The organism is Bacillus sp. FSL M8-0077 (genome assembly GCF_038050255.1).
GTDB classification, from domain to species: Bacteria; Bacillota; Bacilli; order Bacillales; family Bacillaceae; genus Bacillus; species Bacillus altitudinis.
This window is the reverse complement of the sequence record NZ_JBBPAF010000001.1, coordinates 122,828-145,806: the sequence shown is the minus strand read 5'-3', so window position 1 is coordinate 145,806 and position 22,979 is coordinate 122,828. Positions and strand designations below refer to the sequence as shown.

General features: G+C 42.0%; 26 protein-coding genes and 1 other annotated feature. All 26 genes read right to left on the bottom strand.

Annotated features, from left to right (window positions below; translation table 11 throughout):
- Positions 1-22: 22 nt before the first annotated feature.
- Positions 23-286 carry a 30S ribosomal protein S17 gene (gene rpsQ, locus NST57_RS00785; protein ID WP_003216906.1) on the bottom strand — a complete coding sequence of 88 codons (264 nt, stop codon included), beginning with the start codon at positions 284-286 and terminating at the stop codon, positions 23-25.
- Between the two features lie 25 nt (positions 287-311).
- The gene (rpmC, locus tag NST57_RS00780; RefSeq protein ID WP_003217155.1) at positions 312-512 is read right to left on the bottom strand and encodes a 50S ribosomal protein L29; all 201 of its coding nucleotides are present in this window, start codon (positions 510-512) and stop codon (positions 312-314) included.
- Entirely contained in the window at positions 502-936 is a 435-nt protein-coding gene (gene rplP / locus NST57_RS00775; RefSeq protein ID WP_003225801.1) for a 50S ribosomal protein L16, read from the bottom strand. The genes rpmC and rplP overlap by 11 nt, the downstream gene beginning before the upstream one ends.
- A 1-nt stretch (position 937) precedes the next feature.
- The gene (gene rpsC, locus NST57_RS00770; RefSeq protein WP_003217241.1) at positions 938-1,594 is read right to left on the bottom strand and encodes a 30S ribosomal protein S3; all 657 of its coding nucleotides are present in this window, start codon (positions 1,592-1,594) and stop codon (positions 938-940) included.
- 3 nt (positions 1,595-1,597) lie between these two features.
- Positions 1,598-1,939, bottom strand: coding sequence for a 50S ribosomal protein L22 (rplV, locus tag NST57_RS00765; RefSeq protein WP_007496316.1), 342 nt, complete (start codon positions 1,937-1,939; stop codon positions 1,598-1,600).
- Positions 1,940-1,956: 17 nt separating this feature from the next.
- Positions 1,957-2,235 carry a 30S ribosomal protein S19 gene (gene rpsS, locus NST57_RS00760; protein WP_003216920.1) on the bottom strand — a complete coding sequence of 93 codons (279 nt, stop codon included), beginning with the start codon at positions 2,233-2,235 and terminating at the stop codon, positions 1,957-1,959.
- 57 nt (positions 2,236-2,292) lie between these two features.
- Positions 2,293-3,126: a 50S ribosomal protein L2 gene (gene rplB, locus NST57_RS00755; RefSeq protein WP_142153613.1), complete on the bottom strand. Its 834-nt coding sequence runs from the start codon at positions 3,124-3,126 to the stop codon at positions 2,293-2,295.
- A gap of 28 nt (positions 3,127-3,154) precedes the next feature.
- A complete protein-coding gene (gene rplW / locus NST57_RS00750) occupies positions 3,155-3,442 on the bottom strand; it encodes a 50S ribosomal protein L23 (RefSeq protein WP_008356532.1) in 288 nt (95 codons plus the stop codon).
- Positions 3,442-4,065 carry a 50S ribosomal protein L4 gene (gene rplD / locus NST57_RS00745; protein WP_007496312.1) on the bottom strand — a complete coding sequence of 208 codons (624 nt, stop codon included), beginning with the start codon at positions 4,063-4,065 and terminating at the stop codon, positions 3,442-3,444. Before rplD ends, rplW begins: the two co-directional genes overlap by 1 nt.
- A 27-nt stretch (positions 4,066-4,092) precedes the next feature.
- Entirely contained in the window at positions 4,093-4,722 is a 630-nt protein-coding gene (gene rplC / locus NST57_RS00740; protein WP_024425597.1) for a 50S ribosomal protein L3, read from the bottom strand.
- A 37-nt stretch (positions 4,723-4,759) separates the two neighbouring features.
- Positions 4,760-5,068: a 30S ribosomal protein S10 gene (rpsJ, locus tag NST57_RS00735; protein WP_003156464.1), complete on the bottom strand. Its 309-nt coding sequence runs from the start codon at positions 5,066-5,068 to the stop codon at positions 4,760-4,762.
- 218 nt (positions 5,069-5,286) lie between these two features.
- Positions 5,287-6,246: an alpha/beta fold hydrolase gene (locus tag NST57_RS00730; RefSeq protein WP_341297832.1), complete on the bottom strand. Its 960-nt coding sequence runs from the start codon at positions 6,244-6,246 to the stop codon at positions 5,287-5,289.
- A gap of 108 nt (positions 6,247-6,354) precedes the next feature.
- Entirely contained in the window at positions 6,355-7,545 is a 1,191-nt protein-coding gene (gene tuf, locus NST57_RS00725; RefSeq protein ID WP_007496302.1) for an elongation factor Tu, read from the bottom strand.
- 117 nt (positions 7,546-7,662) lie between these two features.
- The gene (gene fusA / locus NST57_RS00720) at positions 7,663-9,741 is read right to left on the bottom strand and encodes an elongation factor G (protein WP_007496301.1); all 2,079 of its coding nucleotides are present in this window, start codon (positions 9,739-9,741) and stop codon (positions 7,663-7,665) included.
- 54 nt (positions 9,742-9,795) lie between these two features.
- Complete coding sequence (gene rpsG / locus NST57_RS00715) at positions 9,796-10,266, bottom strand: 30S ribosomal protein S7 (RefSeq protein ID WP_003216884.1); 471 nt, start codon at positions 10,264-10,266, stop codon at positions 9,796-9,798.
- 121 nt (positions 10,267-10,387) lie between these two features.
- The gene (gene rpsL / locus NST57_RS00710; protein WP_003216962.1) at positions 10,388-10,807 is read right to left on the bottom strand and encodes a 30S ribosomal protein S12; all 420 of its coding nucleotides are present in this window, start codon (positions 10,805-10,807) and stop codon (positions 10,388-10,390) included.
- Positions 10,808-10,920: 113 nt separating this feature from the next.
- Entirely contained in the window at positions 10,921-11,169 is a 249-nt protein-coding gene (locus tag NST57_RS00705) for a 50S ribosomal protein L7ae-like protein (RefSeq protein WP_034323232.1), read from the bottom strand.
- 146 nt (positions 11,170-11,315) lie between these two features.
- Positions 11,316-14,915: a DNA-directed RNA polymerase subunit beta' gene (gene rpoC, locus NST57_RS00700; protein ID WP_007496298.1), complete on the bottom strand. Its 3,600-nt coding sequence runs from the start codon at positions 14,913-14,915 to the stop codon at positions 11,316-11,318.
- Between the two features lie 61 nt (positions 14,916-14,976).
- On the bottom strand, positions 14,977-18,558 hold the full coding sequence (gene rpoB, locus NST57_RS00695) for a DNA-directed RNA polymerase subunit beta (protein WP_007496297.1): 3,582 nt from the start codon (positions 18,556-18,558) through the stop codon (positions 14,977-14,979).
- A 255-nt stretch (positions 18,559-18,813) separates the two neighbouring features.
- On the bottom strand, positions 18,814-19,419 hold the full coding sequence (locus NST57_RS00690; RefSeq protein ID WP_142153609.1) for a methyltransferase: 606 nt from the start codon (positions 19,417-19,419) through the stop codon (positions 18,814-18,816).
- Between the two features lie 96 nt (positions 19,420-19,515).
- Entirely contained in the window at positions 19,516-19,881 is a 366-nt protein-coding gene (gene rplL, locus NST57_RS00685; RefSeq protein ID WP_008345418.1) for a 50S ribosomal protein L7/L12, read from the bottom strand.
- 42 nt (positions 19,882-19,923) lie between these two features.
- Positions 19,924-20,424: a 50S ribosomal protein L10 gene (rplJ, locus tag NST57_RS00680; RefSeq protein WP_003217048.1), complete on the bottom strand. Its 501-nt coding sequence runs from the start codon at positions 20,422-20,424 to the stop codon at positions 19,924-19,926.
- 69 nt (positions 20,425-20,493) lie between these two features.
- Positions 20,494-20,634, bottom strand: a sequence feature (ribosomal protein L10 leader region).
- Positions 20,635-20,680: 46 nt separating this feature from the next.
- Positions 20,681-21,379: a 50S ribosomal protein L1 gene (gene rplA, locus NST57_RS00675; RefSeq protein ID WP_061417646.1), complete on the bottom strand. Its 699-nt coding sequence runs from the start codon at positions 21,377-21,379 to the stop codon at positions 20,681-20,683.
- Positions 21,380-21,478: 99 nt separating this feature from the next.
- The gene (rplK, locus tag NST57_RS00670; protein WP_003216956.1) at positions 21,479-21,904 is read right to left on the bottom strand and encodes a 50S ribosomal protein L11; all 426 of its coding nucleotides are present in this window, start codon (positions 21,902-21,904) and stop codon (positions 21,479-21,481) included.
- 171 nt (positions 21,905-22,075) lie between these two features.
- The gene (nusG, locus tag NST57_RS00665) at positions 22,076-22,609 is read right to left on the bottom strand and encodes a transcription termination/antitermination protein NusG (RefSeq protein WP_003217197.1); all 534 of its coding nucleotides are present in this window, start codon (positions 22,607-22,609) and stop codon (positions 22,076-22,078) included.
- Between the two features lie 171 nt (positions 22,610-22,780).
- Positions 22,781-22,957, bottom strand: a complete 177-nt coding sequence (gene secE / locus NST57_RS00660; RefSeq protein WP_008345422.1) for a preprotein translocase subunit SecE — start codon at positions 22,955-22,957, stop codon at positions 22,781-22,783.
- Between the last annotated feature and the right edge of the window lie 22 nt (positions 22,958-22,979).

Sequence of the window (22,979 nt, the reverse complement as noted above, 5' to 3'; positions counted from 1 at the left end):
GGAAAAAGAAATCCGAACTTTATTAGATAATAACAGCTTCTTCGACAACTTCAACTAGACGAAAGCGTTTAGTCGCAGATAATGGACGAGTTTCCATGACCTTTACGATGTCTCCGATTTTTGCTTGGTTGTTTTCATCATGTGCTTTGAACTTTTTAGAGTATCTTACACGTTTGCCATAAAGTGAATGCTTTTTGTATGTTTCAACTACAACAGTGATGGTTTTATCCATTTTGTCAGAAACAACACGACCTTGATACACTTTACGTTGGTTACGTTCGCTCATGTTTGCGGGGCCTCCCCTCTAATTATTATTTATTAGCAGCGATTTCTCTTTGACGAATCACAGTTTTCATGCGTGCGATTGATTTACGCACTTCACGAATGCGAGCAGTGTTTTCAAGCTGCCCAGTCGCTAATTGGAAACGAAGATTGAAAAGTTCTTCTTTAAGAGACTTTACTTTTTGTTCAATTTCAGCAGTGGTAAGGTCACGAATTTCATTAGCTTTCATTTGATTCACCACCAATTTCTTCACGTTTTACGAACTTCGTTTTAATTGGCAACTTGTGAGATGCAAGACGAAGAGCTTCACGAGCAACTTCTTCAGACACACCAGAAATTTCAAATAAAACTTTGCCCGGTTTTACTACAGCTACCCAGCCTTCTGGAGCACCTTTACCGGAACCCATGCGGACCTCTAGAGGTTTAGCTGTGTATGGCTTAGAAGGGAAAATTTTGATCCAAACTTTACCGCCACGTTTCATGTAACGAGTCATAGCAATACGAGCAGCTTCGATTTGACGGTTAGTGATCCAAGAAGCTTCAAGAGCTTGGATACCGAACTCACCGAAATGTACTTCAGTACCGCCTTTTGCACGACCACGCATTTTTCCACGATGTTCTCTACGATACTTCACGCGTTTTGGCAATAACATATTATTTTCCTCCTTCCGCAGTATTCTTCTTAGTTGGAAGGACTTCTCCACGGTAGATCCATACTTTTACGCCAAGCTTACCATAAGTAGTATCAGCTTCAGCAGTAGCATAGTCGATGTCAGCACGAAGTGTGTGCAATGGAACAGTACCTTCACTGTAATATTCAGAACGAGCAATATCTGCACCGCCAAGACGACCAGAAACCATTGTTTTGATTCCTTGTGCTCCAGCACGCATTGTGCGTTGGATTGTTTGTTTTTGTGCACGACGGAATGAAATACGATTTTCAAGTTGACGAGCGATGTTTTCAGCAACTAGCTGAGCATCAAGATCTGCTCTCTTGATTTCAAGAATGTTGATGTGTACACGTTTGCCAGTTAGGCTGTTAAGAGCTTTACGAAGTGCTTCAACTTCAGATCCGCCTTTACCAATTACCATACCTGGTTTAGCCGTGTGGATTGTGATATTTACGCGGTTTGCAGCACGTTCGATTTCTACTTTAGAAACAGACGCGTCAGACAAACGCTTGCTGATGAATTCACGGATTTTCAAGTCTTCATGTAAGAAGTCAGCGTAATCTTTTCCTGCGAACCATTTAGATTCCCAATCACGAATGACGCCAATACGAAGACCTACTGGATTTACCTTTTGACCCACGGATTATCCCTCCTTCTTTTCTGATACAACGATTGTAATGTGGCTAGTACGTTTGTTAATTGCGCTCGCACGACCCATAGCACGTGGACGGAATCTCTTAAGTGTTGGACCTTCGTCAACGAATGCTTGAGTAATCACTAGGCTGTTAGCGTCCAACTCGTAGTTGTGCTCAGCATTTGCGATAGCAGATTTTAATACTTTTTCAATAATTGGTGAAGCAGCCTTAGGTGTAAGGTTTAAGATAGAAACTGCTTCTCCTACTTGCTTACCTCGGATCAGGTCCATTACTAGACGTGCTTTACGAGGAGCAATACGGACTGTTCTTGCGACAGCTTTAGCTTGCATTTAAAAGCCTCCTCTCATTAGCGTCTTGTTTTTTTATCGTCACTAGCATGACCTTTGTAAGTACGGCTTGGTGCGAATTCGCCCAATTTGTGACCTACCATATCTTCAGAAATGAAAACAGGTACATGTTTGCGTCCGTCATAGACAGCGATTGTGTGACCGATGAATTGTGGGAAAATTGTAGAACGACGAGACCAAGTTTTTACGACTTGCTTTTTGTCAGTTTCATTCAATTTCTCGACTTTAGCCATCAAATGATCATCAACAAATGGTCCTTTTTTTAAGCTGCGAGCCATTGTGGAACCTCCCTTCGTGATTGAACTACGGTCCTAAATGAACCGTAGACAACCCCGTTACTTGTTTTTACGACGACGTACAATGAATTTATCAGACTTGTTGGTTTTCTTACGAGTCTTGAATCCAAGAGTCGGTTTACCCCATGGAGACATTGGTGATTTACGTCCGATTGGAGCGCGTCCTTCACCACCGCCGTGTGGGTGATCGTTAGGGTTCATTACAGAACCACGAACTGTTGGGCGTACGCCTTTCCAGCGAGAACGTCCAGCTTTACCGATGTTGATTAGTTCGTGTTGTTCGTTTCCAACTTGACCGATAGTCGCACGGCAAGCAGAAAGGATCATGCGTACTTCACCAGAGTTCAAACGTACAAGAACGTATTTACCTTCTTTACCTAGAACTTGAGCAGAAGTACCAGCAGAACGAACTAATTGTCCACCTTTACCTGGTTTTAATTCAATGTTATGCACAACTGTACCAACTGGGATGTTGATAAGTGGAAGAGCGTTACCTGGTTTGATGTCAGATTCTGGTCCAGAAGTAACTTCAGTACCAACTTGGATTCCTTTCGGAGCAAGAATATAACGTTTCTCACCATCTGCATAGTTTACAAGAGCGATGTTCGCTGAACGGTTTGGATCATACTCGATTGTAGCAACGCGTCCAGGTATACCGTCTTTATCACGCTTAAAGTCGATGATACGGTATTGACGTTTATGACCGCCACCTTGATGACGAACAGTCAATCTACCTTGGTTGTTACGTCCGCCTTTTCTGTGAAGCGGTGCAAGCAACGATTTTTCTGGTTTGTCAGTCGTGATTTCAGCAAAATCTGAAGTAGTCATGCCACGACGACCATTACTGGTTGGTTTATACTTTTTAATCGCCATTTTGAATTTCCCTCCTTCTTTTTAAGATTTACGCTTCAAAAATTTCGATTTCTTTGCTGTCAGCAGTTAATTTCACAATCGCTTTTCTGCGACGGCTAGTCATACCAGTGTAGCGTCCAACGCGTTTAGATTTTCCTTTGTAGTTTTGAACGTTGACTTTCTCAACTTTCACTCCAAAGATTTCTTCAACAGCGTCTTTCACTTCTGTCTTGTTAGCTCTGATATCAACTTCGAACGTGTACTTCTTCTCTGTCATTAGATCAGCAGAACGTTCAGTAATGATAGGGCGCTTTAGAACATCACGAGGATCTTTCATTATGCAAGTCCCTCCTCTACTTTTTCAACCGCTGCTTTAGTGATCAGAAGTTTGTCGTGGTTGACAACGTCAAGAACGTTGATACCGTTAGCTTCAACAACTGTTACTCCAGGGATGTTACGAGCAGATAAAGCAACTGTTTCGTTTGCATCCGCAGTGACGATCAACGCTTTCTTCTCAACAGATAACCCTTTAAGGATGCCTGCGAATTCTTTCGTTTTCACTGCATCAAGAGTAAGATCTTCAAGAACGATGATGTTGTTGTCGATTACTTTAGAAGACAATACTGACTTGATAGCCAAGCGGCGAACTTTTTTAGGTAATTTATAAGAATAGCTGCGTGGTGTTGGACCGAATACGATACCGCCTCCGCGCCATTGTGGTGAACGGATAGAACCTTGACGAGCACGACCTGTACCCTTCTGTCTCCAAGGTTTACGACCTCCGCCACGTACTTCAGAACGAGTTTTTACTTTGTGAGTTCCTTGACGTAAGGAAGCTCTTTGCATAAGAATAGCATCGAATACTACGCTTTCGTTTGGCTCGATACCAAACACAGAAGCGTTTAATTCGATTTCACCGTTAGTAGAACCGTTTTGGTTAAATAATGCTACTTTTGGCATGACTTGTTTCCTCCTTTCCTAAGAGAGTTATTTAGATTTAACTGCACTCTTTACAGTTACTAGAGATTTTTTAGCTCCTGGTACGTTACCTTTGATCAATAGAAGATTGCGTTCTGCATCAACTTTAACGATCTCAAGGTTTTGGACAGTGATTTGCTCTCCGCCCATACGACCTGGAAGAAGTTTACCTTTGAATACTCGGTTTGGATCAACAGGTCCCATTGAACCAGGACGACGGTGATAACGTGAACCGTGAGTCATTGGTCCGCGTGATTGTCCGTGGCGTTTGATAGCCCCTTGGAATCCTTTACCTTTTGATGTTCCTGTTACATCTACGATATCTCCATTTGCGAAAATATCAACTTTGACTTCCTGACCAACTTCATACGCATCTAACTCCGCACCGCGTAATTCTTTTACGAAGCGCTTAGGAGCAGTTTCCGCTTTAGCAACGTGGCCTTTCTCTGGTTTGTTAGAAAGCTTTTCACGTTTGTCATCAAAACCGATTTGGATTGCTTCATAGCCATCCGTGTCAACAGTCTTCTTTTGAAGAACAACGTTAGCAGCAGCCTCAACAACAGTTACAGGGATAAGATCACCGTTTTCTGCGAATACTTGCGTCATACCAATTTTTCTACCTAAGATTCCTTTGGTCATTAGTCACACCTCCTATAATATGTGTTTTCTATTTGAATTAAAGTTTGATTTCGATATCTACACCAGATGGTAAATCTAAACGCATAAGTGCATCAACTGTTTGCGGAGTTGGATTCACGATGTCGATTAGACGTTTGTGAGTACGCATCTCAAATTGCTCACGAGAATCTTTGTACTTATGCACCGCACGAAGGATTGTGTAAACTGATTTTTCAGTTGGAAGCGGGATTGGACCAGATACACTAGCACCAGAACGCTTAGCCGTTTCAACAATCTTCTCAGCAGATTGATCAAGAATTCTATGATCATATGCTTTTAAACGAATACGAATTTTTTGTTTTGCCATTATTTTCCCTCCTTTTCGCCTACTTACGTTAGACAGTTCTCCGTGAGAAAAACCTGATCACCTTGCCATGGCAAAGCGGCCGGGTGTGTCAGCAACCTCTCACTTCATCGCAGTCAAAGACCAACATGCACTATTGTACCAAATTGGCCTGCGTGTTGCAATAATAAATCGGATAAATTTATGATTTGCACACTTTTCATATTATACAGGGGTTCAGCCTATAAATCAAGCTTTCCCTGAAGATGATGTGTAGCTGTCTTCCTGACGATACGAATAAATTTTTCTGGCTCTTCAATATGCGGAGAATGCGCAGATTCATTAAAAGTAAACCATTCTTTTATTGGTGCTGTAAGTTGATCAACATATGGTTTTGATACAGCAGCTGGTGTAATCATGTCATGTTCCCCAATGATAAAGTAGCAGGGTATTAATATAGAAGAAACTCGGTATTGAATGCTTTCGTTCATCAGCTCATCCCACAGCATATCCTGGCTATACTTCTGTCCCATAAGGAATTTCCACTTATCTACTAGCTGATAATGCTTACTAACGAGAAATGCAAACAGCATTTGAAAAATTGGCTTCCACCTATGCGTGAGCCCTACTTTTGCGAACTCTTTATATAGAGAGAACAAAGCATGAGCAGAGGTGCGTTTCCAAGGGGGTGGTGTCAGCAATCTTAGACATCGAGTGAAGAAATGCTTTCCTTGATACTTTTTAAGGAGAAGTTCGTACGACACAATATCCTCTTTTAATACATCAACCACCTGACTAATTCCATAATAGGCATGATACAAATCTGGGCGTTTATGTACAGCTTGTATCGCAATTAATGATCCCCATGAATAACCTGCAATGTATATTTTCGCTTCATCAGTATAAGAAAGCAGTTTTTCTGTAAGCTCAATCGTATCCTCTACGAATTGCCCAATGGTCATAGAAGACTCAGGAATGTTTTTTTGATAAGACAGTCCTGCACCGCGCTGGTCCCAATGGACAACAGTGAAGTCTTGATCAAGTTCCTTATGAAAGGAATCAATATAACTCATTTGAGCTGAGCCAGGGCCACCGTGTAAAAATAATAAAACAGGTTTTGTTTTTTCTGCTTGATCTTCTTTTATCATAATCCATTGATCAAGCCCGCCAATCAGCCACTTTTTCAACATTGTCTTCGCCATTCCAGTGATCCTCTCGGTTCCATTTAGATTCTATAGCTTATAGTAGCCGTTATGCACTGGAAAAGCAAAAAAAGAGACCCTTTTGCAAGGAGTCTCTTTTATCAGTTATTACTTAATGATAGTAGAAACGACGCCAGAACCTACAGTACGTCCACCCTCACGGATAGAGAAACGAGTTCCTTCTTCGATAGCGATAGTAGAGATAAGTTCAACTTCCATCTCAGTGTTATCGCCAGGCATTACCATTTCAGTACCTTCTGGAAGATGTACGATACCAGTTACGTCAGTTGTACGGAAGTAGAACTGCGGACGGTAGTTAGTGAAGAATGGAGTATGACGTCCACCCTCTTCTTTAGAAAGTACATAAACTTCAGCTTTGAAACGGCTATGTGGAGTGATTGTACCTGGTTTAGCAAGTACTTGACCACGTTGGATATCTTCACGAGATACACCACGAAGTAGTGCACCGATGTTGTCACCAGCTTCAGCATAGTCAAGAAGTTTACGGAACATTTCAACACCTGTAACAGTTGTTTTACCGTTTTCTTCTTGAAGACCGATGATTTCAACTTCGTCACCGACTTTAACTTGTCCACGCTCAACACGACCAGTAGCAACTGTTCCACGACCAGTGATTGAGAATACGTCCTCAACTGGCATCATAAATGGCTTCTCAGTGTCACGCTCTGGAGTTGGGATGTACTCATCAACCGCATCCATAAGTTCGAAGATTTTTGCTTCGTAATCAGCATCACCTTCAAGAGCTTTAAGAGCAGAACCTTTGATAACTGGTACATCATCACCAGGGAAGTCATAGTCAGAAAGAAGGTCACGAACTTCCATTTCAACAAGTTCAAGTAACTCTTCATCGTCAACCATGTCACATTTGTTAAGGAATACTACGATGTATGGAACACCTACGTTACGAGAAAGTAGGATGTGCTCACGTGTTTGTGGCATTGGACCATCAGCAGCAGATACTACTAAGATCGCGCCGTCCATTTGAGCAGCACCAGTGATCATGTTTTTAACATAGTCAGCGTGTCCTGGGCAGTCTACGTGTGCATAGTGACGAGTTTCAGTTTCGTACTCAACGTGTGCAGTTGAGATTGTGATTCCACGCTCGCGCTCTTCTGGAGCACCATCGATTTGGTCATAAGCCATAGCTGTACCTTTACCAGATTTCTTATGAAGAACTGTTGAGATAGCAGCAGTTAGAGTTGTTTTACCATGGTCAACGTGTCCAATTGTACCAATGTTAGCATGCGATTTGGAACGGTCGAATTTTTCTTTAGCCATTCTAAAAATCCTCCTTAAAGGTTCATTGTATTTGGTATGAGTGATAGAAAGTGAAGAGTTACCTCCCACTTTCTGATCTTCAATAGTAGTTATACTTTAGTTTAAAGGCAAAATCAATTATTCACCTTTATTTTTTTTGATGATTTCTTCACTGATGCTCTTAGGCACTTCTTCGTAGTGATCCATGTGCATAGTGAAAGTACCGCGTCCTTGTGTGTTAGAACGGAGTGCAGTTGCATATCCGAACATTTCAGAAAGTGGAACCATAGCGCGAACAACTTGAGCGTTACCGCGAGCTTCCATACCTTCTACACGTCCACGACGAGATGTGATATCACCCATGATGTCTCCCATGTATTCTTCTGGGATAACGACTTCCACTTTCATCATTGGCTCAAGTAGAACTGGGTTACATTTGCTGACAGCATTTTTCAATGCCATAGATGCAGCAATTTTAAACGCCATTTCGTTAGAGTCAACATCGTGGTAAGATCCATCGAATAATTTTGCTTTGATGTCGATTAATGGGAATCCAGCTAATACACCATTTTCTAGTGAATCTTCAAGACCTGCTTGAATTGCTGGAATGTATTCACGTGGAACAACCCCACCGACGATTGCATTTGTGAATTCGAAGCCTGCGCCTTCTTCGTTTGGTTCGAATTCGATCCAAACGTGTCCGAACTGACCGCGTCCACCAGACTGACGTACGAATTTACCTTCAACTTTTGCGCTAGAACGGAATGTTTCACGGTACGCAACTTGAGGAGCTCCTACGTTAGCTTCAACCTTGAACTCACGCTTCATACGGTCAACAATGATATCAAGGTGAAGCTCACCCATACCAGAGATGATCGTTTGACCAGTTTCAGTGTTTGTTTGTGTACGGAATGTTGGATCCTCTTCAGCTAGTTTAGCTAAAGCGATACCCATTTTATCTTGGTCAGCCTTAGATTTAGGCTCGATTGCTACATCGATAACTGGCTCTGGGAATTCCATAGACTCAAGGATAACAAGATTTTTCTCGTCACAAAGAGTATCACCAGTAGATGTATCTTTAAGACCAACAGCTGCTGCGATATCCCCTGCATATACAGTAGAGATTTCTTCACGGCTATTTGCGTGCATTTGAAGGATACGTCCAACACGCTCACGCTTGTTCTTAGAAGAGTTCTTCACGTAAGAACCAGAATCAAGTGTTCCAGAGTATACGCGGAAGAAAGTTAGTTTCCCAACATAAGGGTCAGTCATAACTTTAAATGCAAGAGCTGCGAATGGTGCGTCATCAGTAGACTCACGTACAACTTCTTCATTTGTATCTGGCAATGTACCTTTGATTGCAGCAACATCAGTTGGTGCAGGAAGGTAGTCAAGCACAGCGTCAAGTACAAGCTGAACACCTTTGTTTTTGAAAGCAGATCCAACAAGAACTGGGTAGAATTCAACATTCAACGTTCCTTTACGGATTGCAGCTTTCAATTCAGGAATTGTGATTTCTTCACCCTCAAGGTATTTTTCCATAAGCTCTTCATCAAGCTCAGCGACAGCTTCGATTAAGCTGCTGCGAAGCTCTTCAGCTTTGTCTTTATACTCAGCAGGGATTTCTTGTGCATCAGAGCGAGTTCCAAGGTCATCTTCGTAGAAGTATGCTACGTTTTCTACAAGGTCGATGATTCCTTCGAATTGATCTTCAGCGCCGATCGGCAATTGAATTGCATGAGCGTTCGCTTGAAGACGATCTCTTAATGTGCTTACAGAGTATAGGAAGTCCGCACCGGTTTTATCCATTTTGTTAACGAATACGATACGAGGTACTCCGTAAGTTGTTGCTTGGCGCCAAACTGTTTCAGTTTGAGGCTCTACACCTGATTGTGCATCAAGAACAGCAACCGCACCATCAAGTACACGCAAAGAACGTTCAACTTCAACAGTGAAGTCTACGTGTCCTGGTGTATCAATGATGTTTACACGGTAACCTTTCCATTGTGCTGTAGTAGCAGCAGAAGTGATTGTAATACCACGTTCTTGCTCCTGCTCCATCCAGTCCATTTGTGAAGCTCCTTCGTGAGTTTCACCAATTTTATGGATACGACCAGTGTAGTACAAGATACGCTCAGTCGTTGTCGTTTTACCGGCATCGATGTGAGCCATGATACCAATATTACGAGTTTTGTCTAAGGAGAACTCTCTTGCCATTGGGTAATTTCTCCTTCCTTATTAGGGAATAGTTTTTTTAGTTTGGTATAAATCCTACCAGCGGTAGTGAGCGAATGCTTTGTTCGCTTCTGCCATTTTGTGTGTATCTTCACGTTTCTTAACAGCAGCACCAGTGTTGTTAGCTGCGTCAAGGATTTCGTTAGCAAGACGCTCTTCCATCGTTTTTTCTCCACGAAGACGAGCGTAGTTTACTAACCAGCGAAGACCTAAAGTCGTACGACGATCTGGGCGAACTTCTACAGGAACTTGGTAGTTAGCTCCACCTACACGACGTGCTTTAACTTCAAGAACTGGCATGATGTTTTTCAAGGCTTGTTCGAAAACCTCCATCGCTTCATTACCAGTACGTTCTTTGATGATATCAAATGACTTGTAGAGAATAGTTTGTGACTTTCCTCTTTTACCGTCGATCATCATTTTGTTGATCAAACGAGATACAAGTTTAGAATTGTAAATTGGATCTGGCAAAACGTCTCTTTTTGCTACAGGACCTTTACGTGGCATCTGAATAGCCTCCCTTCTCTTTTAAAAGGATTTCTATCTGTCTTTCATCTCAATTTCATTGTCAGCTGCCTGACTCCACTGATCTGAACTCAACTTCTAAAAACCCTTATGTTTGTTTATATTATTTGCTTTGTTTAGGGCGTTTTGTTCCGTATTTAGAACGTCCTTGCATACGACCGTCAACTCCGGCAGTATCAAGCGCACCACGAACGATGTGGTAACGTACACCCGGTAAGTCTTTTACACGTCCGCCACGGATAAGTACTACACTGTGCTCTTGTAGGTTATGTCCGATACCAGGAATGTAAGCTGTTACCTCAATCAGGTTAGACAAACGTACACGAGCATATTTACGTAGTGCTGAGTTTGGTTTTTTCGGTGTCATTGTACCGACACGAGTACAAACCCCGCGCTTCTGTGGAGATGTTACGTTAGTGTGCTCTTTTTTGAAACTGTTGTATCCTTTGTTAAGTGCAGGAGACTTTGAGTTTTCAACTTTACTCACGCGTCCTTTGCGTATTAGCTGATTAATTGTAGGCATGTTGTTATTCCTCCCTTCATTACTTTTTTTATAACCCACATACCCAGGTGGTTCATCAAAAGGCAAAAAACAATGCTTTTGCATTTTAAGCATGCAAAAACAAAACAAGTACGCTATAACATAATGGCAACAGCTGCTGCCCCAACTTCAATTCCGCAGGCCTTGCCGAGCTTTTTCATGGAATCTACCACTAAAATGTCTACACCCTTCTCTTGCGCTAGTTTCATTACACTAGCAGTTAAAGTAGGATCAGCATCTTTCGCTACGACGATTTCCTTCACTGAATCTCGTTTCAGAGCTTTTACTGTTTGCTTCGTACCAATAATAATGGATTGAGCCTGTGATACTTTATCATAAGACATCGAATATCCTCCAAAGTAACAGGTTTTATTTTGAGCACCTTGGTTATATTATCATCATGGCAGAAGGATGTCAATATCGTTTGACAGATAATCTTGACATCCTTCACCATTTTTTGATGATTTTTATAGAAATCTTAAGAGAAAGATTACTCTACAGGAACCATATCGTCAGACGGCTGCACTTGTGAAACCGGCTTAACTTTACGGTAGTTTGGCATTCCAGTTCCAGCAGGAACAAGTTTACCGATGATGACATTCTCTTTCAAGCCAAGCAGTTCATCACGTTTTCCTTTGATCGCCGCATCTGTTAGGACACGAGTCGTTTCTTGGAAGGATGCTGCAGACAAGAATGAGTCTGTTTCAAGCGATGCTTTTGTGATACCAAGAAGAACTGGACGGCCTGTTGCAGGACGTTTGCCTTCGAATAGTACTTTTTTGTTCGCTTCTGTGAATTGGTGTACATCAAGAAGTGTGCCTGGTAATACATCTGTATCCCCTGCATCAGCGACACGCACTTTACGAAGCATTTGGCGAACCATTACTTCTACGTGCTTATCTCCGATCTCTACCCCTTGCATACGGTATACTTTTTGTACTTCATGAAGCAGATATTCTTGAACAGCTGTCATATCAGTCACTTTAAGAAGTTCTTTCGGATCGATTGAACCTTCTGTCAGTACTTGACCACGAGTGACTTTGTCACCTTCAACAACTTTCAGACGTGCATTGTAAGGAGCTGTGTAAGAGCGAGTTTCAACTTCGCCTTGAACCACAATTTCCTGTTGCTTGTCACGAACATCGTTAATTTCAGCAACGACACCATCAATTTCAGAAATGGTTGCCTGCCCTTTCGGATTACGCGCTTCAAATAACTCTTGGATACGAGGTAAACCTTGAGTGATATCGTCTCCTGCTACCCCACCGGTGTGGAACGTACGCATTGTAAGCTGTGTTCCTGGCTCACCGATCGATTGTGCAGCGATGATTCCAACTGCTTCACCGACTTCAACGTCAGTACCAGTTGCAAGGTTACGGCCGTAGCATCGTTTACATACACCATGAGGCGTGTTACATGTAAATGCAGAACGGATCCATACTTCCTCGATTCCTGCTTCAACTACTTCAAGTGCTTTATCTTCATCAATTAGTTCGTTTTCGCCAACAATGACTTCGCCCGTTTCAGGATGAACAATTGGTTTTCTTGCAAAACGTCCGATAAGACGTTCTTCAAGTTTCTCAATAATTTCATTTCCTTCTTTAATGGACTTCGCCAAGATTCCACGGTCTGTACCGCAATCTGTTTCACGGATGATAACATCCTGCGCAACGTCAACGAGACGACGCGTGAGGTAACCTGAGTCAGCTGTTTTAAGAGCTGTATCGGCAAGACCTTTACGCGCTCCGTGAGTGGAAATAAAGTATTCCAATACTGTTAAACCTTCACGGAAACTAGATTTAATCGGAAGTTCAATGATACGTCCAGCCGGGTTGGCCATCAGACCACGCATACCAGCCAGCTGAGTGAAGTTAGATGCGTTACCACGCGCTCCAGAGTCACTCATCATGTAGATTGGGTTGACTTCATCAAGGGACTTCATCAGTTTACCTTGGATGACATCTTTAGAAGAACTCCAGATTGAAATGACTCTCTCATAACGCTCTTCTTCTGTAATCAAACCACGTCTGAATTGCTTCATGACGTTATCTACTTTTGCTTGCGCTTCTTCGAGGATCTTCTGTTTATCATCTAATACGACGATATCAGACACCCCAACCGTAATACCCGCTTTAGTAGAGTATTTGAAACCAAGATTTTTCATGCGGTCAAGCATTTTAGATGTCTCAGTGATATGGAATCTCTTAAAGATTTCCGCAATGATTTTACCTAAAATACCTTTTTTGAACGGCGCATTGATTTCTTGTTTCTCGATCGCAGCTTTGACATCTTCACCTTTTTCAAGGAAGAAGCGGTCAGGCGTTTTTTCTTCAATATTGCTCTTTGTCGGCTCATTCATGTAAGGGAATGATTCCGGTAAGATTTCGTTAAAGATTAGTTTTCCAACTGTTGTAATCAACAATTTAGAACGCTGTTCATCAGTGAATGTCACATTTTTCAACGAGTTAGCTGCAACAGCTACACGTGTATGAAGATGCACATACCCATTTTGATAAGCTAGAAGGGCTTCGTTCGTATCTTTGAAGACCATACCTTCTCCGATAGCACCTTTACGTTCAAGTGTAAGGTAGTAGTTACCTAGCACCATATCCTGAGATGGCGTAACAACAGGTTTTCCATCTTTCGGGTTCAAAATGTTTTGAGCAGCAAGCATTAAGATACGAGCTTCAGCTTGAGCTTCAGCAGATAATGGTACGTGAACCGCCATTTGGTCACCATCAAAGTCAGCGTTGTAGGCAGTACATACAAGTGGATGCAGACGAATTGCGCGTCCTTCCACAAGTGTAGGTTCAAACGCTTGAATACCAAGTCTGTGAAGAGTTGGTGCACGGTTTAGTAAAACTGGATGCTCACGAATTACTGATTCTAAAACATCCCAAACTTCCGGCTGCACGCGCTCAATCTTACGTTTCGCGCTCTTAATGTTGTGAGCTAATCCTTTTTCAACAAGCTCCTTCATCACGAATGGTTTGAATAGTTCAAGAGCCATTTCTTTCGGAAGTCCACACTGATACATTTTCAAATGTGGTCCAACGACGATAACGGAACGTCCAGAATAGTCAACACGTTTACCAAGCAAGTTTTGACGGAAACGTCCTTGTTTCCCTTTCAGCATGTGAGAAAGAGATTTCAATGGTCTATTTCCTGGTCCTGTTACTGGTCGGCCTCTACGTCCATTATCAATCAAGGCATCGACAGCTTCTTGAAGCATACGCTTCTCGTTCTGTACGATGATGCTTGGCGCGCCAAGATCTAATAAACGTTTCAGACGATTGTTACGGTTGATGACACGACGATAAAGGTCGTTCAAGTCAGAAGTAGCAAAACGTCCGCCATCAAGCTGAACCATTGGACGTAATTCTGGTGGAATAACCGGAAGCACATCAAGGATCATCCAAGACGGTTTGTTTCCTGAGTTACGGAAAGCTTCCAACACTTCAAGGCGTTTGATCGCACGTGTACGACGCTGTCCTTGAGCTGTTTTCAGCTCTTCTTTGAGTGTATCTACTTCTTTCACAAGATCGATATCTTGAAGAAGTTTGTTAATTGCTTCTGCACCCATAGCTGCTTGGAAGGTGTTACCGTATTTATCTAAATAAGCACGGAATTCTTTCTCAGAAAGAAGTTGTTTCTTCTCAAGCGGTGTGTTGCCCGGATCAGTCACGACGTAAGAAGCGAAGTAAATCACTTCTTCTAACGCACGTGGTGACATATCTAGAACAAGACCCATACGGCTTGGGATACCTTTGAAATACCAAATGTGGGAAACTGGGGCAGCCAGTTCGATATGCCCCATTCTCTCACGACGGACTTTTGCCCGTGTTACTTCTACACCACAACGGTCACATACAACACCCTTATAACGAACGCGTTTATACTTTCCACAATGACATTCCCAGTCTTTTTGCGGTCCGAAGATACGTTCACAAAAGAGACCATCTTTTTCCGGTTTCAGTGTACGATAGTTAATCGTTTCAGGCTTTTTCACTTCACCAAAAGACCAAGAACGGATTTTATCAGGTGATGCGAGACCGATGTTCATATACTCAAAATTGTTCACATCTAGCAAGGGGCCTACCTCCCTTTTAATCTTCGGGTTATACCCTAGTCACTTGCTCTAATCGTTTCTGCTATTCTTTTGTGACTGCGTCACGTTCAAGATCGACAGGTGCGAGGTCTGCAGCATCTTCGTCATTAGATAACGCTAATCCGTCTGCTTTCTTCGTTTCCTCATCGTCTTCTAAATCTCTCATTTCTATCTCTTCTTCATCGCCAGATAGAATTTTCACATCCATACCTAAACTTTGAAGTTCTTTAATTAATACTTTGAATGATTCAGGGACACCTGGTTCAGGTACGTTATCCCCTTTGACGATCGCTTCGTATGTTTTCACACGACCCACAACGTCATCCGATTTTACAGTTAAGATTTCTTGAAGTGTATATGCTGCACCGTAAGCTTCAAGTGCCCATACTTCCATCTCTCCGAAACGCTGTCCACCAAACTGTGCTTTACCGCCCAGCGGCTGCTGCGTAACAAGTGAGTATGGTCCAGTTGAACGTGCGTGAAGTTTATCGTCAACCATGTGAGCCAGTTTGATCATATACATGATTCCAACAGATACACGGTTGTCGAATGGTTCACCAGTTCGACCATCATAAAGGACTGTTTTCGCATCACGGGACATACCTGCTTCTTCAAGCGTTTCCCAAACATCTTCCTCACGAGCACCATCAAATACTGGTGACGCAATGTGGATGCCTAGGTAACGTGCAGCCATACCCATATGAAGCTCAAGTACCTGACCGATATTCATACGAGATGGTACCCCTAGAGGGTTTAACATGATATCAATCGGTGTTCCGTCTGGAAGATACGGCATATCTTCTTCTGGGAGGATTTTAGAGATAACCCCTTTGTTACCATGTCGTCCGGCCATTTTGTCACCTTCAGAAATTTTACGCTTCTGAACGATGTATACGCGGACTAACTGGTTAACACCTGGTGGTAATTCATCTCCATCTTCACGGTTAAAGACTTTGACATCGTGGATGATTCCGCCGCCGCCGTGTGGTACACGTAGAGACGTATCACGCACTTCACGAGCCTTTTCACCGAAAATTGCATGTAATAGACGTTCTTCAGCTGTTAGTTCTGTTACACCTTTAGGCGTTACTTTCCCTACAAGAAGGTCTCCGTCTTTTACTTCTGCACCAATACGGATGATTCCTCGCTCGTCAAGGTTGCGTAAAGCATCTTCCCCAACGTTTGGAATATCACGCGTAATTTCTTCTGGTCCAAGCTTTGTATCACGAGCTTCTGATTCATATTCTTCAATATGAATAGAAGTGTAGACGTCATCTTTTACAAGGCGCTCACTCATAATGATCGCATCCTCATAGTTGTAACCGTCCCAAGTCATGAAGCCGACCATGACGTTACGTCCTAGAGCCAATTCACCTTTTTCCATAGAAGGACCGTCTGCAAGGATTTCTCCTTTGACGACTTCATCTCCAACACTTACGATAGGACGCTGGTTGTAGCAAGTCCCTTGGTTAGAGCGGACAAATTTCAGCAAGCTGTATTTGTCTAGGTTTCCTTTGACTTGTTGTCCGTCAACGTCTTCATAGCGGCGAACCCAAATATTCTTCGCTTCAACACGTTCTACAACACCTGGGTAGCGGCAGATCACAGCAGCACCAGAGTCTTTACCCGATACATACTCCATACCTGTACCAACAATCGGTGATTCTGGCTGCATCAAAGGCACAGCCTGACGTTGCATGTTCGCTCCCATTAGAGCACGGTTAGAGTCATCGTTTTCTAAGAATGGGATACATGCTGTCGCCGCAGAAACAACCTGCTTTGGCGAAACATCCATGTAGTCAACGCGGTTTCTAGGAACAACTGTGTTTTCCCCTCTAAAACGAGCAATGATATTATCATCGATAAACGAACCATCTTCACCTAATATAGCGTTCGCTTGTGCTACAACGTAGTTATCCTCTTCATCAGCCGTTAAGTAATCGATTCTCGGCGTCACTTTACCTGTTTCAGGATCAACCCGGCGGTAAGGTGTTTCGATAAATCCGAAGCGATTCACTTTCGCAAATGAAGATAGAGAGTTGATCAAACCAATGTTTGGACCCTCTGGTGTTTCAATCGGACACATACGCCCATAGTGAGAGTAGTGAACGTCACGAACTTCCATTCCTGCACGCTCACGTGTCAAACCACCCGGTCCAAGCGCTGACAGACGACGTTTGTGCGTCAATTCAGCAAGAGGGTTTGTTTGATCCATGAACTGAGAAAGCTGAGAGCTACCAAAGAACTCTTTGATAGAAGCGATCACAGGACGGATGTTGATCAGCTGCTGAGGTGTGATCGTGTTCGTGTCTTGAATCGACATTCTTTCACGAACAACACGCTCCATTCTGCTTAAACCAATACGGAATTGGTTTTGCAGAAGTTCACCTACAGAACGCAGACGACGGTTACCAAGGTGATCGATATCATCTGTGTCACCTACTCCATGAAGCAGGTTAAAGAAGTAACTGATTGAAGCAATGATGTCAGAAGGCGTGATGTTCTTCACAGCTTCCTCTACATATGCATTACCAATCACGTTGATCACTTGCTCGCCTTCTTGATCAGTTGGTGCATAAATCTTGATAGATTGAAGTTCTACTTCATCCTCTACTACGCCACCATTTGGATAAAGCTTTCTAAATCCGATGCCGTTTTCTAAGTATGGGAGAACTTTATCAAGCACTCTTCTATCTAAAATTTGACCTTTTTCTGCTAGGATTTCACCTGTTTCAGGATCAACTAGCGTTTCAGCCAATTTTTGATTGAATAGTCTATTTTTAATATGAAGCTTCTTATTAATCTTGTAGCGTCCAACATTTGCTAGGTCATATCTCTTCGGATCAAAGAAGCGAGAGTCTAGCAAGCTTTTCGCATTTTCAACAGTTGGCGGCTCTCCAGGACGAAGACGCTCGTAGATTTCGAGAAGTGCTTTATCGGCATTCTCTGTATTGTCTTTTTCCAACGTGTTGCGTAAGTATTCATTCTCGCCAATGAGGTCAAGAATCTCTTGATCAGAGCTGAAGCCGAGAGCACGCAAAAGAACCGTAACCGGCAACTTACGTGTGCGATCGATGCGTACATAGACTACATCCTTCGCATCAGTTTCGTATTCTAACCATGCGCCACGGTTTGGAATGACAGTCGCAGTAAAACCTTTTTTACCGTTTTTGTCTACTTTACCACTGAAATATACACTTGGAGAACGTACTAACTGAGAAACGATTACACGTTCCGCACCGTTAATGATAAAAGTACCTGTGTCTGTCATGATTGGGAAATCACCCATAAACACATCTTGGTCTTTTACTTCTCCAGTTTCTTTGTTAATTAAACGAACTTTTACTCTTAGTGGAGCAGAGTAAGTTACATCACGTTCTTTTGATTCTGCTACAGGATACTTAGGATCCCCTAGGCTGTAATCAATGAATTCAAGAGAAAGGTTACCAGTAAAATCCTCAATTGGGGATATATCTTGAAACATCTCTCTAAGACCCTCATCAAGAAACCACTGATAAGAAGAGGTTTGAATTTCAATGAGATTTGGTAATTCTAACACTTCGCTTATGCGTGCGTAGCTTCTGCGCTGGCGGTGTCGTCCATACTGAACTAGTTGACCTGTCAACTGATTCACCCCTCAAATCATGCGTATTATATGTGTAAAAAGTATTTCTGTCTTTCAAATGTCAGTAAAGAAATACTTTTACAAGACAAAAGAAAAAAGGGTTTCTAAAATAAGAAAACCACATCCAAAAACAAATACCGATTTTATTAGTTTTCCCAAGTATGCATAATTTATACAAAATAGTTGTTTTTTAAGCCTATCAAGCAAAATATACACATTGGCATTTTATAATGTTAACACAGCTAGGAAACTGCGTCAAACTTTTTTAGCTTTGATAATATAGTAGCCCCTTTTTTTCATAACGACCGTCACTTCTCCAAAAAGCTGCTCTAATTTCTCAATCGCAGATGGTCCACCTTGTTTTTTCTGAATAACCACCCACAACTCACCTTCCGGCAATAAATGATCAGCACTTTTTTCAAAGATCGCATGTACTACTTTCTTCCCTGCCCGTATTGGGGGATTGGTCAGTATAGAGGCAAAAGCAGCTGATGAATGAACATTCGAGAACAAATCACTTTGATAGATGCGGACATTATCAATGCGATTATGCTTAGCGTTTTCCTTTGAAAGTTCGACTGCTCTTTCGTTCACATCAATCATATGAATGGTGCGGCCTGTCATTTCGTTTGCTAACGATAAGCCGATCGGTCCATAACCGCAACCGACATCTAAGACGTCGCCATCCAAGTCAGGTTCTTCAAAAGCTTCAATTAAAAGCCTCGAACCATAGTCGACTTCTTTCTTAGAAAACACTCCACTGTCACTTGTAAAAGTAAAGCTACGGTTTCTCAAGGTGAAGTCCCATGTCTGTTTATTGCTTTTCACTGATGGCTTTTCCGTATAATAGTGGTCACTCATGGTGAATGGACCTCCTCTGGATTCAATCGTTTCAGGAGAATAGAAAAGAAAAAGCCCGCCAGTAAAAGCGAGCTTTCCCAAAAGATTAGGCGAAGATTACTTAACTTCTACAGAAGCGCCAACTTCTTCAAGCTTAGCTTTAAGTTCTTCAGCTTCTTCTTTAGCAATACCTTCTTTAAGTGGTTTTGGAGTGTTGTCAACAAGTTCTTTAGCTTCTTTCAAGCCAAGACCAGTGATTTCACGAACCACTTTGATAACTTTGATTTTTTGGTCTCCAGCACCAGCAAGTACTAGATCAAAATCAGTTTTTTCTTCAGCAGCAGCACCGCCACCAGCAGCTACAGCTACAGGAGCAGCTGCAGTTACGCCAAATTCTTCTTCGATTGCTTTTACTAAGTCGTTTAACTCAAGTACAGTTGCTTCTTTAACTGAAGCAATGATTTCTTCGATATTTAAAGCCATTTGTAATTCCTCCATTTTAAGTTTTTTTACGTCAAGTACGCATTAAGCGCCTTGTTCTTCTTTTTGATCTGCAACTGCTTTAGTAGCAAGAGCAAGGTTACGAACTGGAGCTTGAAGAACGCTAAGCAACATAGAAAGTAAGCCTTCGCGAGACGGAAGTTCCGCAAGAGCCTTCACTTCTTCTACAGTCGCTACGTTTCCTTCGATAACACCAGCTTTGATTTCTAAAGCTTCGTGGCTTTTCGCAAATTCGTTGATGATTTTCGCAGGTGCGATAACATCTTCGTTACTGAATGCGATAGCGTTTGGACCTGTTAAGAAATCGTTTAAACCCGTTAGTTCAACTTGTTCAACTGCACGGCGAGTCAAAGTGTTTTTGTAAACTTTGAATTCTACGCCAGCATCACGAAGCTGTTTACGAAGTTCAGTCACTTCAGAAACTGAAAGACCGCGATAATCTACAATTACAGTAGACATACTGTCTTTAAATTTAGAAGTAATTTCATCAACGACAACTTTTTTAGTATCGATTGCATTGCTCATGGTTACACCTCCTGTACATTCTTTGTGTAACACTTATACCGATCAGGTCATCACGTTCCTAACGAACGGTTCTCCATATAAAAAGCCTCCATTAAGACATGGAGGCTGTATATACAAGCATACGTTAACGTAAGACTGTGACATATACACCTCGGCGGGTTAATTAAGCCATAAGGCCCCTGCTGTCTACGGTATAAATGATTATTCTATTTTACAACATTTTGATATTATCAAAATGGTTGTGATAAGTCAAGAATTATTTTGCAGAGAAAGAAGATGGATCCACTTTCACGCCAGGGCCCATAGTAGATGTAACAGAAACGTTTTTCACGTATACACCTTTAGCCGCTGCAGGTTTTGCTTTAAGGATTGTGTCATAGATTGTTGCAAAGTTCTCAACAAGCTTTTCGTCCTCGAAAGAAACCTTTCCGATTGGCGCGTGGATGTTACCAGCTTTATCAACGCGGTATTCAACTTTACCAGCTTTGATTTCATTGATTGCTTTTTCTACTTCGAATGTAACAGTTCCTGTTTTAGGGTTTGGCATAAGACCTTTTGGTCCAAGTACACGACCGATCTTACCAACTTCACCCATCATGTCAGGTGTCGCAACGATTACATCGAAATCGAACCAGCCTTGTTGGATTTTAGTGATGTAATCAGAATCTCCAACGTAGTCTGCTCCAGCAGCTTCTGCTTCTTTTGCTTTTTCGCCTTTAGCGAATACAAGAACGCGTTGAGTTTTACCAGTTCCGTTAGGAAGTACAACTGCACCGCGGATTTGTTGATCGTTTTTACGAGGGTCTACGCCCAAACGAAAAGCAACTTCTACAGTCGCATCAAATTTCGCTGTATTTGCTTTTTTTGTAAGAGCAACAGCTTCAGCTACATCATACGCTTTAGTACGTTCGATTAGCTTAGCAGCTTCTACATACTTTTTACCTTTTTTAGCCATTATAAAAATCCTCCTTATGTGGTTTTAGCGGAATAACCTCCCACGAATAAGGGTTGCGAACTTGTCAAAACCAAACTCGCAACCCAACAAGACAAAAAATTAATCTTCGATGACAATACCCATACTGCGTGCAGTACCTTCAACCATGCGCATAGCTGATTCAACGCTAGCAGCGTTTAAGTCAGGCATTTTTGTTTCCGCGATTTCGCGTACTTTATCACGCTTAACAGTTGCCACTTTATTACGGTTAGGTTCACCAGAACCAGACTCAATACCAGCTGCTTTTTTAAGTAAAACTGCAGCAGGTGGAGTTTTAGTAATAAATGTAAATGAACGGTCTTCAAAAACCGAAATTTCAACAGGAATGATAAGACCAGCTTGGTCAGCTGTACGAGCGTTAAACTCCTTACAGAATCCCATGATATTAACACCGGCTTGACCTAGTGCAGGTCCAACTGGTGGAGCTGGGTTAGCTTTTCCAGCAGGAATTTGCAATTTAACAACTTTAACTACTTTTTTAGCCACGAGACACACCTCCTTAAAGTCCGTGATGTGGTAATAGGGGAATCCCCCTCCCACTCAACAACTTCATTCTTTATATGAATGACGAAATAACTAGCTAGCGATCTTGAGCGAACTCAAGACGTACCTTTGCTATATTACCACTTCTAAACACTCATTTCAAGCTCTTTTAAATTACAATTTATCGATCTGCGTGAACTCAAGTTCAACTGGTGTTTCTCTACCAAACATATTAACGAATACTTTGACTTTGCTTTTATCATAATCAATCTCTTCGATAGAGCCTGTGAAGTTAGCAAATGGTCCATCGATGACCTTGACTGTTTCTTTTAGTTCAAAGTCGATTTCTGTCTTGCGCTCTTCAAGTCCCATTCTCTTCAGAATGGTTTCCGCTTCGCCAGGTAATAACGCTGTCGGCTTAGAGCCTGAACCAGCTGATCCAACGAATCCTGTCACACCTGGTGTATTACGAACGACATACCAAGAATCGTCAGTCATGACGATTTCTACTAGTACATATCCAGGGAATACTTTCTTTTTCACTACTTTTTTCTTACCGTTTTTAATGTCCGTTTCTTCTTCTTCTGGTACAACAACGCGGAAAATTTTATCCTGCATGCCCATTGATTCAACACGCTTTTCCAAATTCGCTTTCACTTTGTTTTCATAGCCAGAGTACGTATGCACAACATACCAATTCTTTTCCATTTTCGTTCAGGACTATTTAGTCCTTCCCTCCCCACATTTCGTAATGTCTATTTGACGAATCTCGAGTACCGGTAAATATTTTCAAGCAATTGAAAAAACCCGTAAAACGGGTTTTTTGGCAAGTCATATTATGATCTATTATAGCACGTTCAGCAGACCATTATTCAAGTATTAATGAATTAATTCGATTAATTGTGAGATTCCTATATCAAGAAAAGAGAAAAAGATGGCAAAAAATACGACTGTTAAAATAACAGTGATCGTGTAGCGGACCATTTCGTTTTTCTTTGGCCAGCTGACCTTTTTCATTTCTTTCCCGACACTTTTTAAGAAACTGATAATACGCATGTAAAAGACCTCCACAGATTAA

Excerpts from the sequence above, each read along its gene's own strand:
- NST57_RS00690 (WP_142153609.1), bottom strand. The coding sequence starts at position 19,419 with ATGAGTGACCACTATTATACGGAAAAGCCATCAGTGAAAAGCAATAAA.
- rplV (WP_007496316.1), bottom strand. The coding sequence starts at position 1,939 with ATGCAAGCTAAAGCTGTCGCAAGAACAGTCCGTATTGCTCCTCGTAAA.
- tuf (WP_007496302.1), bottom strand. The coding sequence starts at position 7,545 with ATGGCTAAAGAAAAATTCGACCGTTCCAAATCGCATGCTAACATTGGT.
- secE (WP_008345422.1), bottom strand. The coding sequence starts at position 22,957 with ATGCGTATTATCAGTTTCTTAAAAAGTGTCGGGAAAGAAATGAAAAAG.
- rpsQ (WP_003216906.1), bottom strand. The coding sequence starts at position 286 with ATGAGCGAACGTAACCAACGTAAAGTGTATCAAGGTCGTGTTGTTTCT.
- NST57_RS00705 (WP_034323232.1), bottom strand. The coding sequence starts at position 11,169 with ATGTCTTATGATAAAGTATCACAGGCTCAATCCATTATTATTGGTACG.
- rpsJ (WP_003156464.1), bottom strand. The coding sequence starts at position 5,068 with ATGGCAAAACAAAAAATTCGTATTCGTTTAAAAGCATATGATCATAGA.
- fusA (WP_007496301.1), bottom strand. The coding sequence starts at position 9,741 with ATGGCAAGAGAGTTCTCCTTAGACAAAACTCGTAATATTGGTATCATG.
- rplP (WP_003225801.1), bottom strand. The coding sequence starts at position 936 with ATGTTATTGCCAAAACGCGTGAAGTATCGTAGAGAACATCGTGGAAAA.
- rplL (WP_008345418.1), bottom strand. The coding sequence starts at position 19,881 with ATGGCTTTAAATATCGAAGAAATCATTGCTTCAGTTAAAGAAGCAACT.
- rplW (WP_008356532.1), bottom strand. The coding sequence starts at position 3,442 with ATGAAAGATCCTCGTGATGTTCTAAAGCGCCCTATCATTACTGAACGT.
- rplD (WP_007496312.1), bottom strand. The coding sequence starts at position 4,065 with ATGCCAAAAGTAGCATTATTTAACCAAAACGGTTCTACTAACGGTGAA.
- rplB (WP_142153613.1), bottom strand. The coding sequence starts at position 3,126 with ATGGCGATTAAAAAGTATAAACCAACCAGTAATGGTCGTCGTGGCATG.
- rplC (WP_024425597.1), bottom strand. The coding sequence starts at position 4,722 with ATGACCAAAGGAATCTTAGGTAGAAAAATTGGTATGACGCAAGTATTC.
- NST57_RS00730 (WP_341297832.1), bottom strand. The coding sequence starts at position 6,246 with ATGGCGAAGACAATGTTGAAAAAGTGGCTGATTGGCGGGCTTGATCAA.
- rpmC (WP_003217155.1), bottom strand. The coding sequence starts at position 512 with ATGAAAGCTAATGAAATTCGTGACCTTACCACTGCTGAAATTGAACAA.
- nusG (WP_003217197.1), bottom strand. The coding sequence starts at position 22,609 with ATGGAAAAGAATTGGTATGTTGTGCATACGTACTCTGGCTATGAAAAC.
- rpsL (WP_003216962.1), bottom strand. The coding sequence starts at position 10,807 with ATGCCTACAATTAATCAGCTAATACGCAAAGGACGCGTGAGTAAAGTT.
- rpsS (WP_003216920.1), bottom strand. The coding sequence starts at position 2,235 with ATGGCTCGCAGCTTAAAAAAAGGACCATTTGTTGATGATCATTTGATG.
- rplJ (WP_003217048.1), bottom strand. The coding sequence starts at position 20,424 with ATGAGCAATGCAATCGATACTAAAAAAGTTGTCGTTGATGAAATTACT.
- rplA (WP_061417646.1), bottom strand. The coding sequence starts at position 21,379 with ATGGCTAAAAAAGGTAAAAAGTATGTAGAAGCTGCTAAGCTAATCGAA.
- rpsG (WP_003216884.1), bottom strand. The coding sequence starts at position 10,266 with ATGCCACGTAAAGGTCCTGTAGCAAAAAGAGACGTTTTGCCAGATCCA.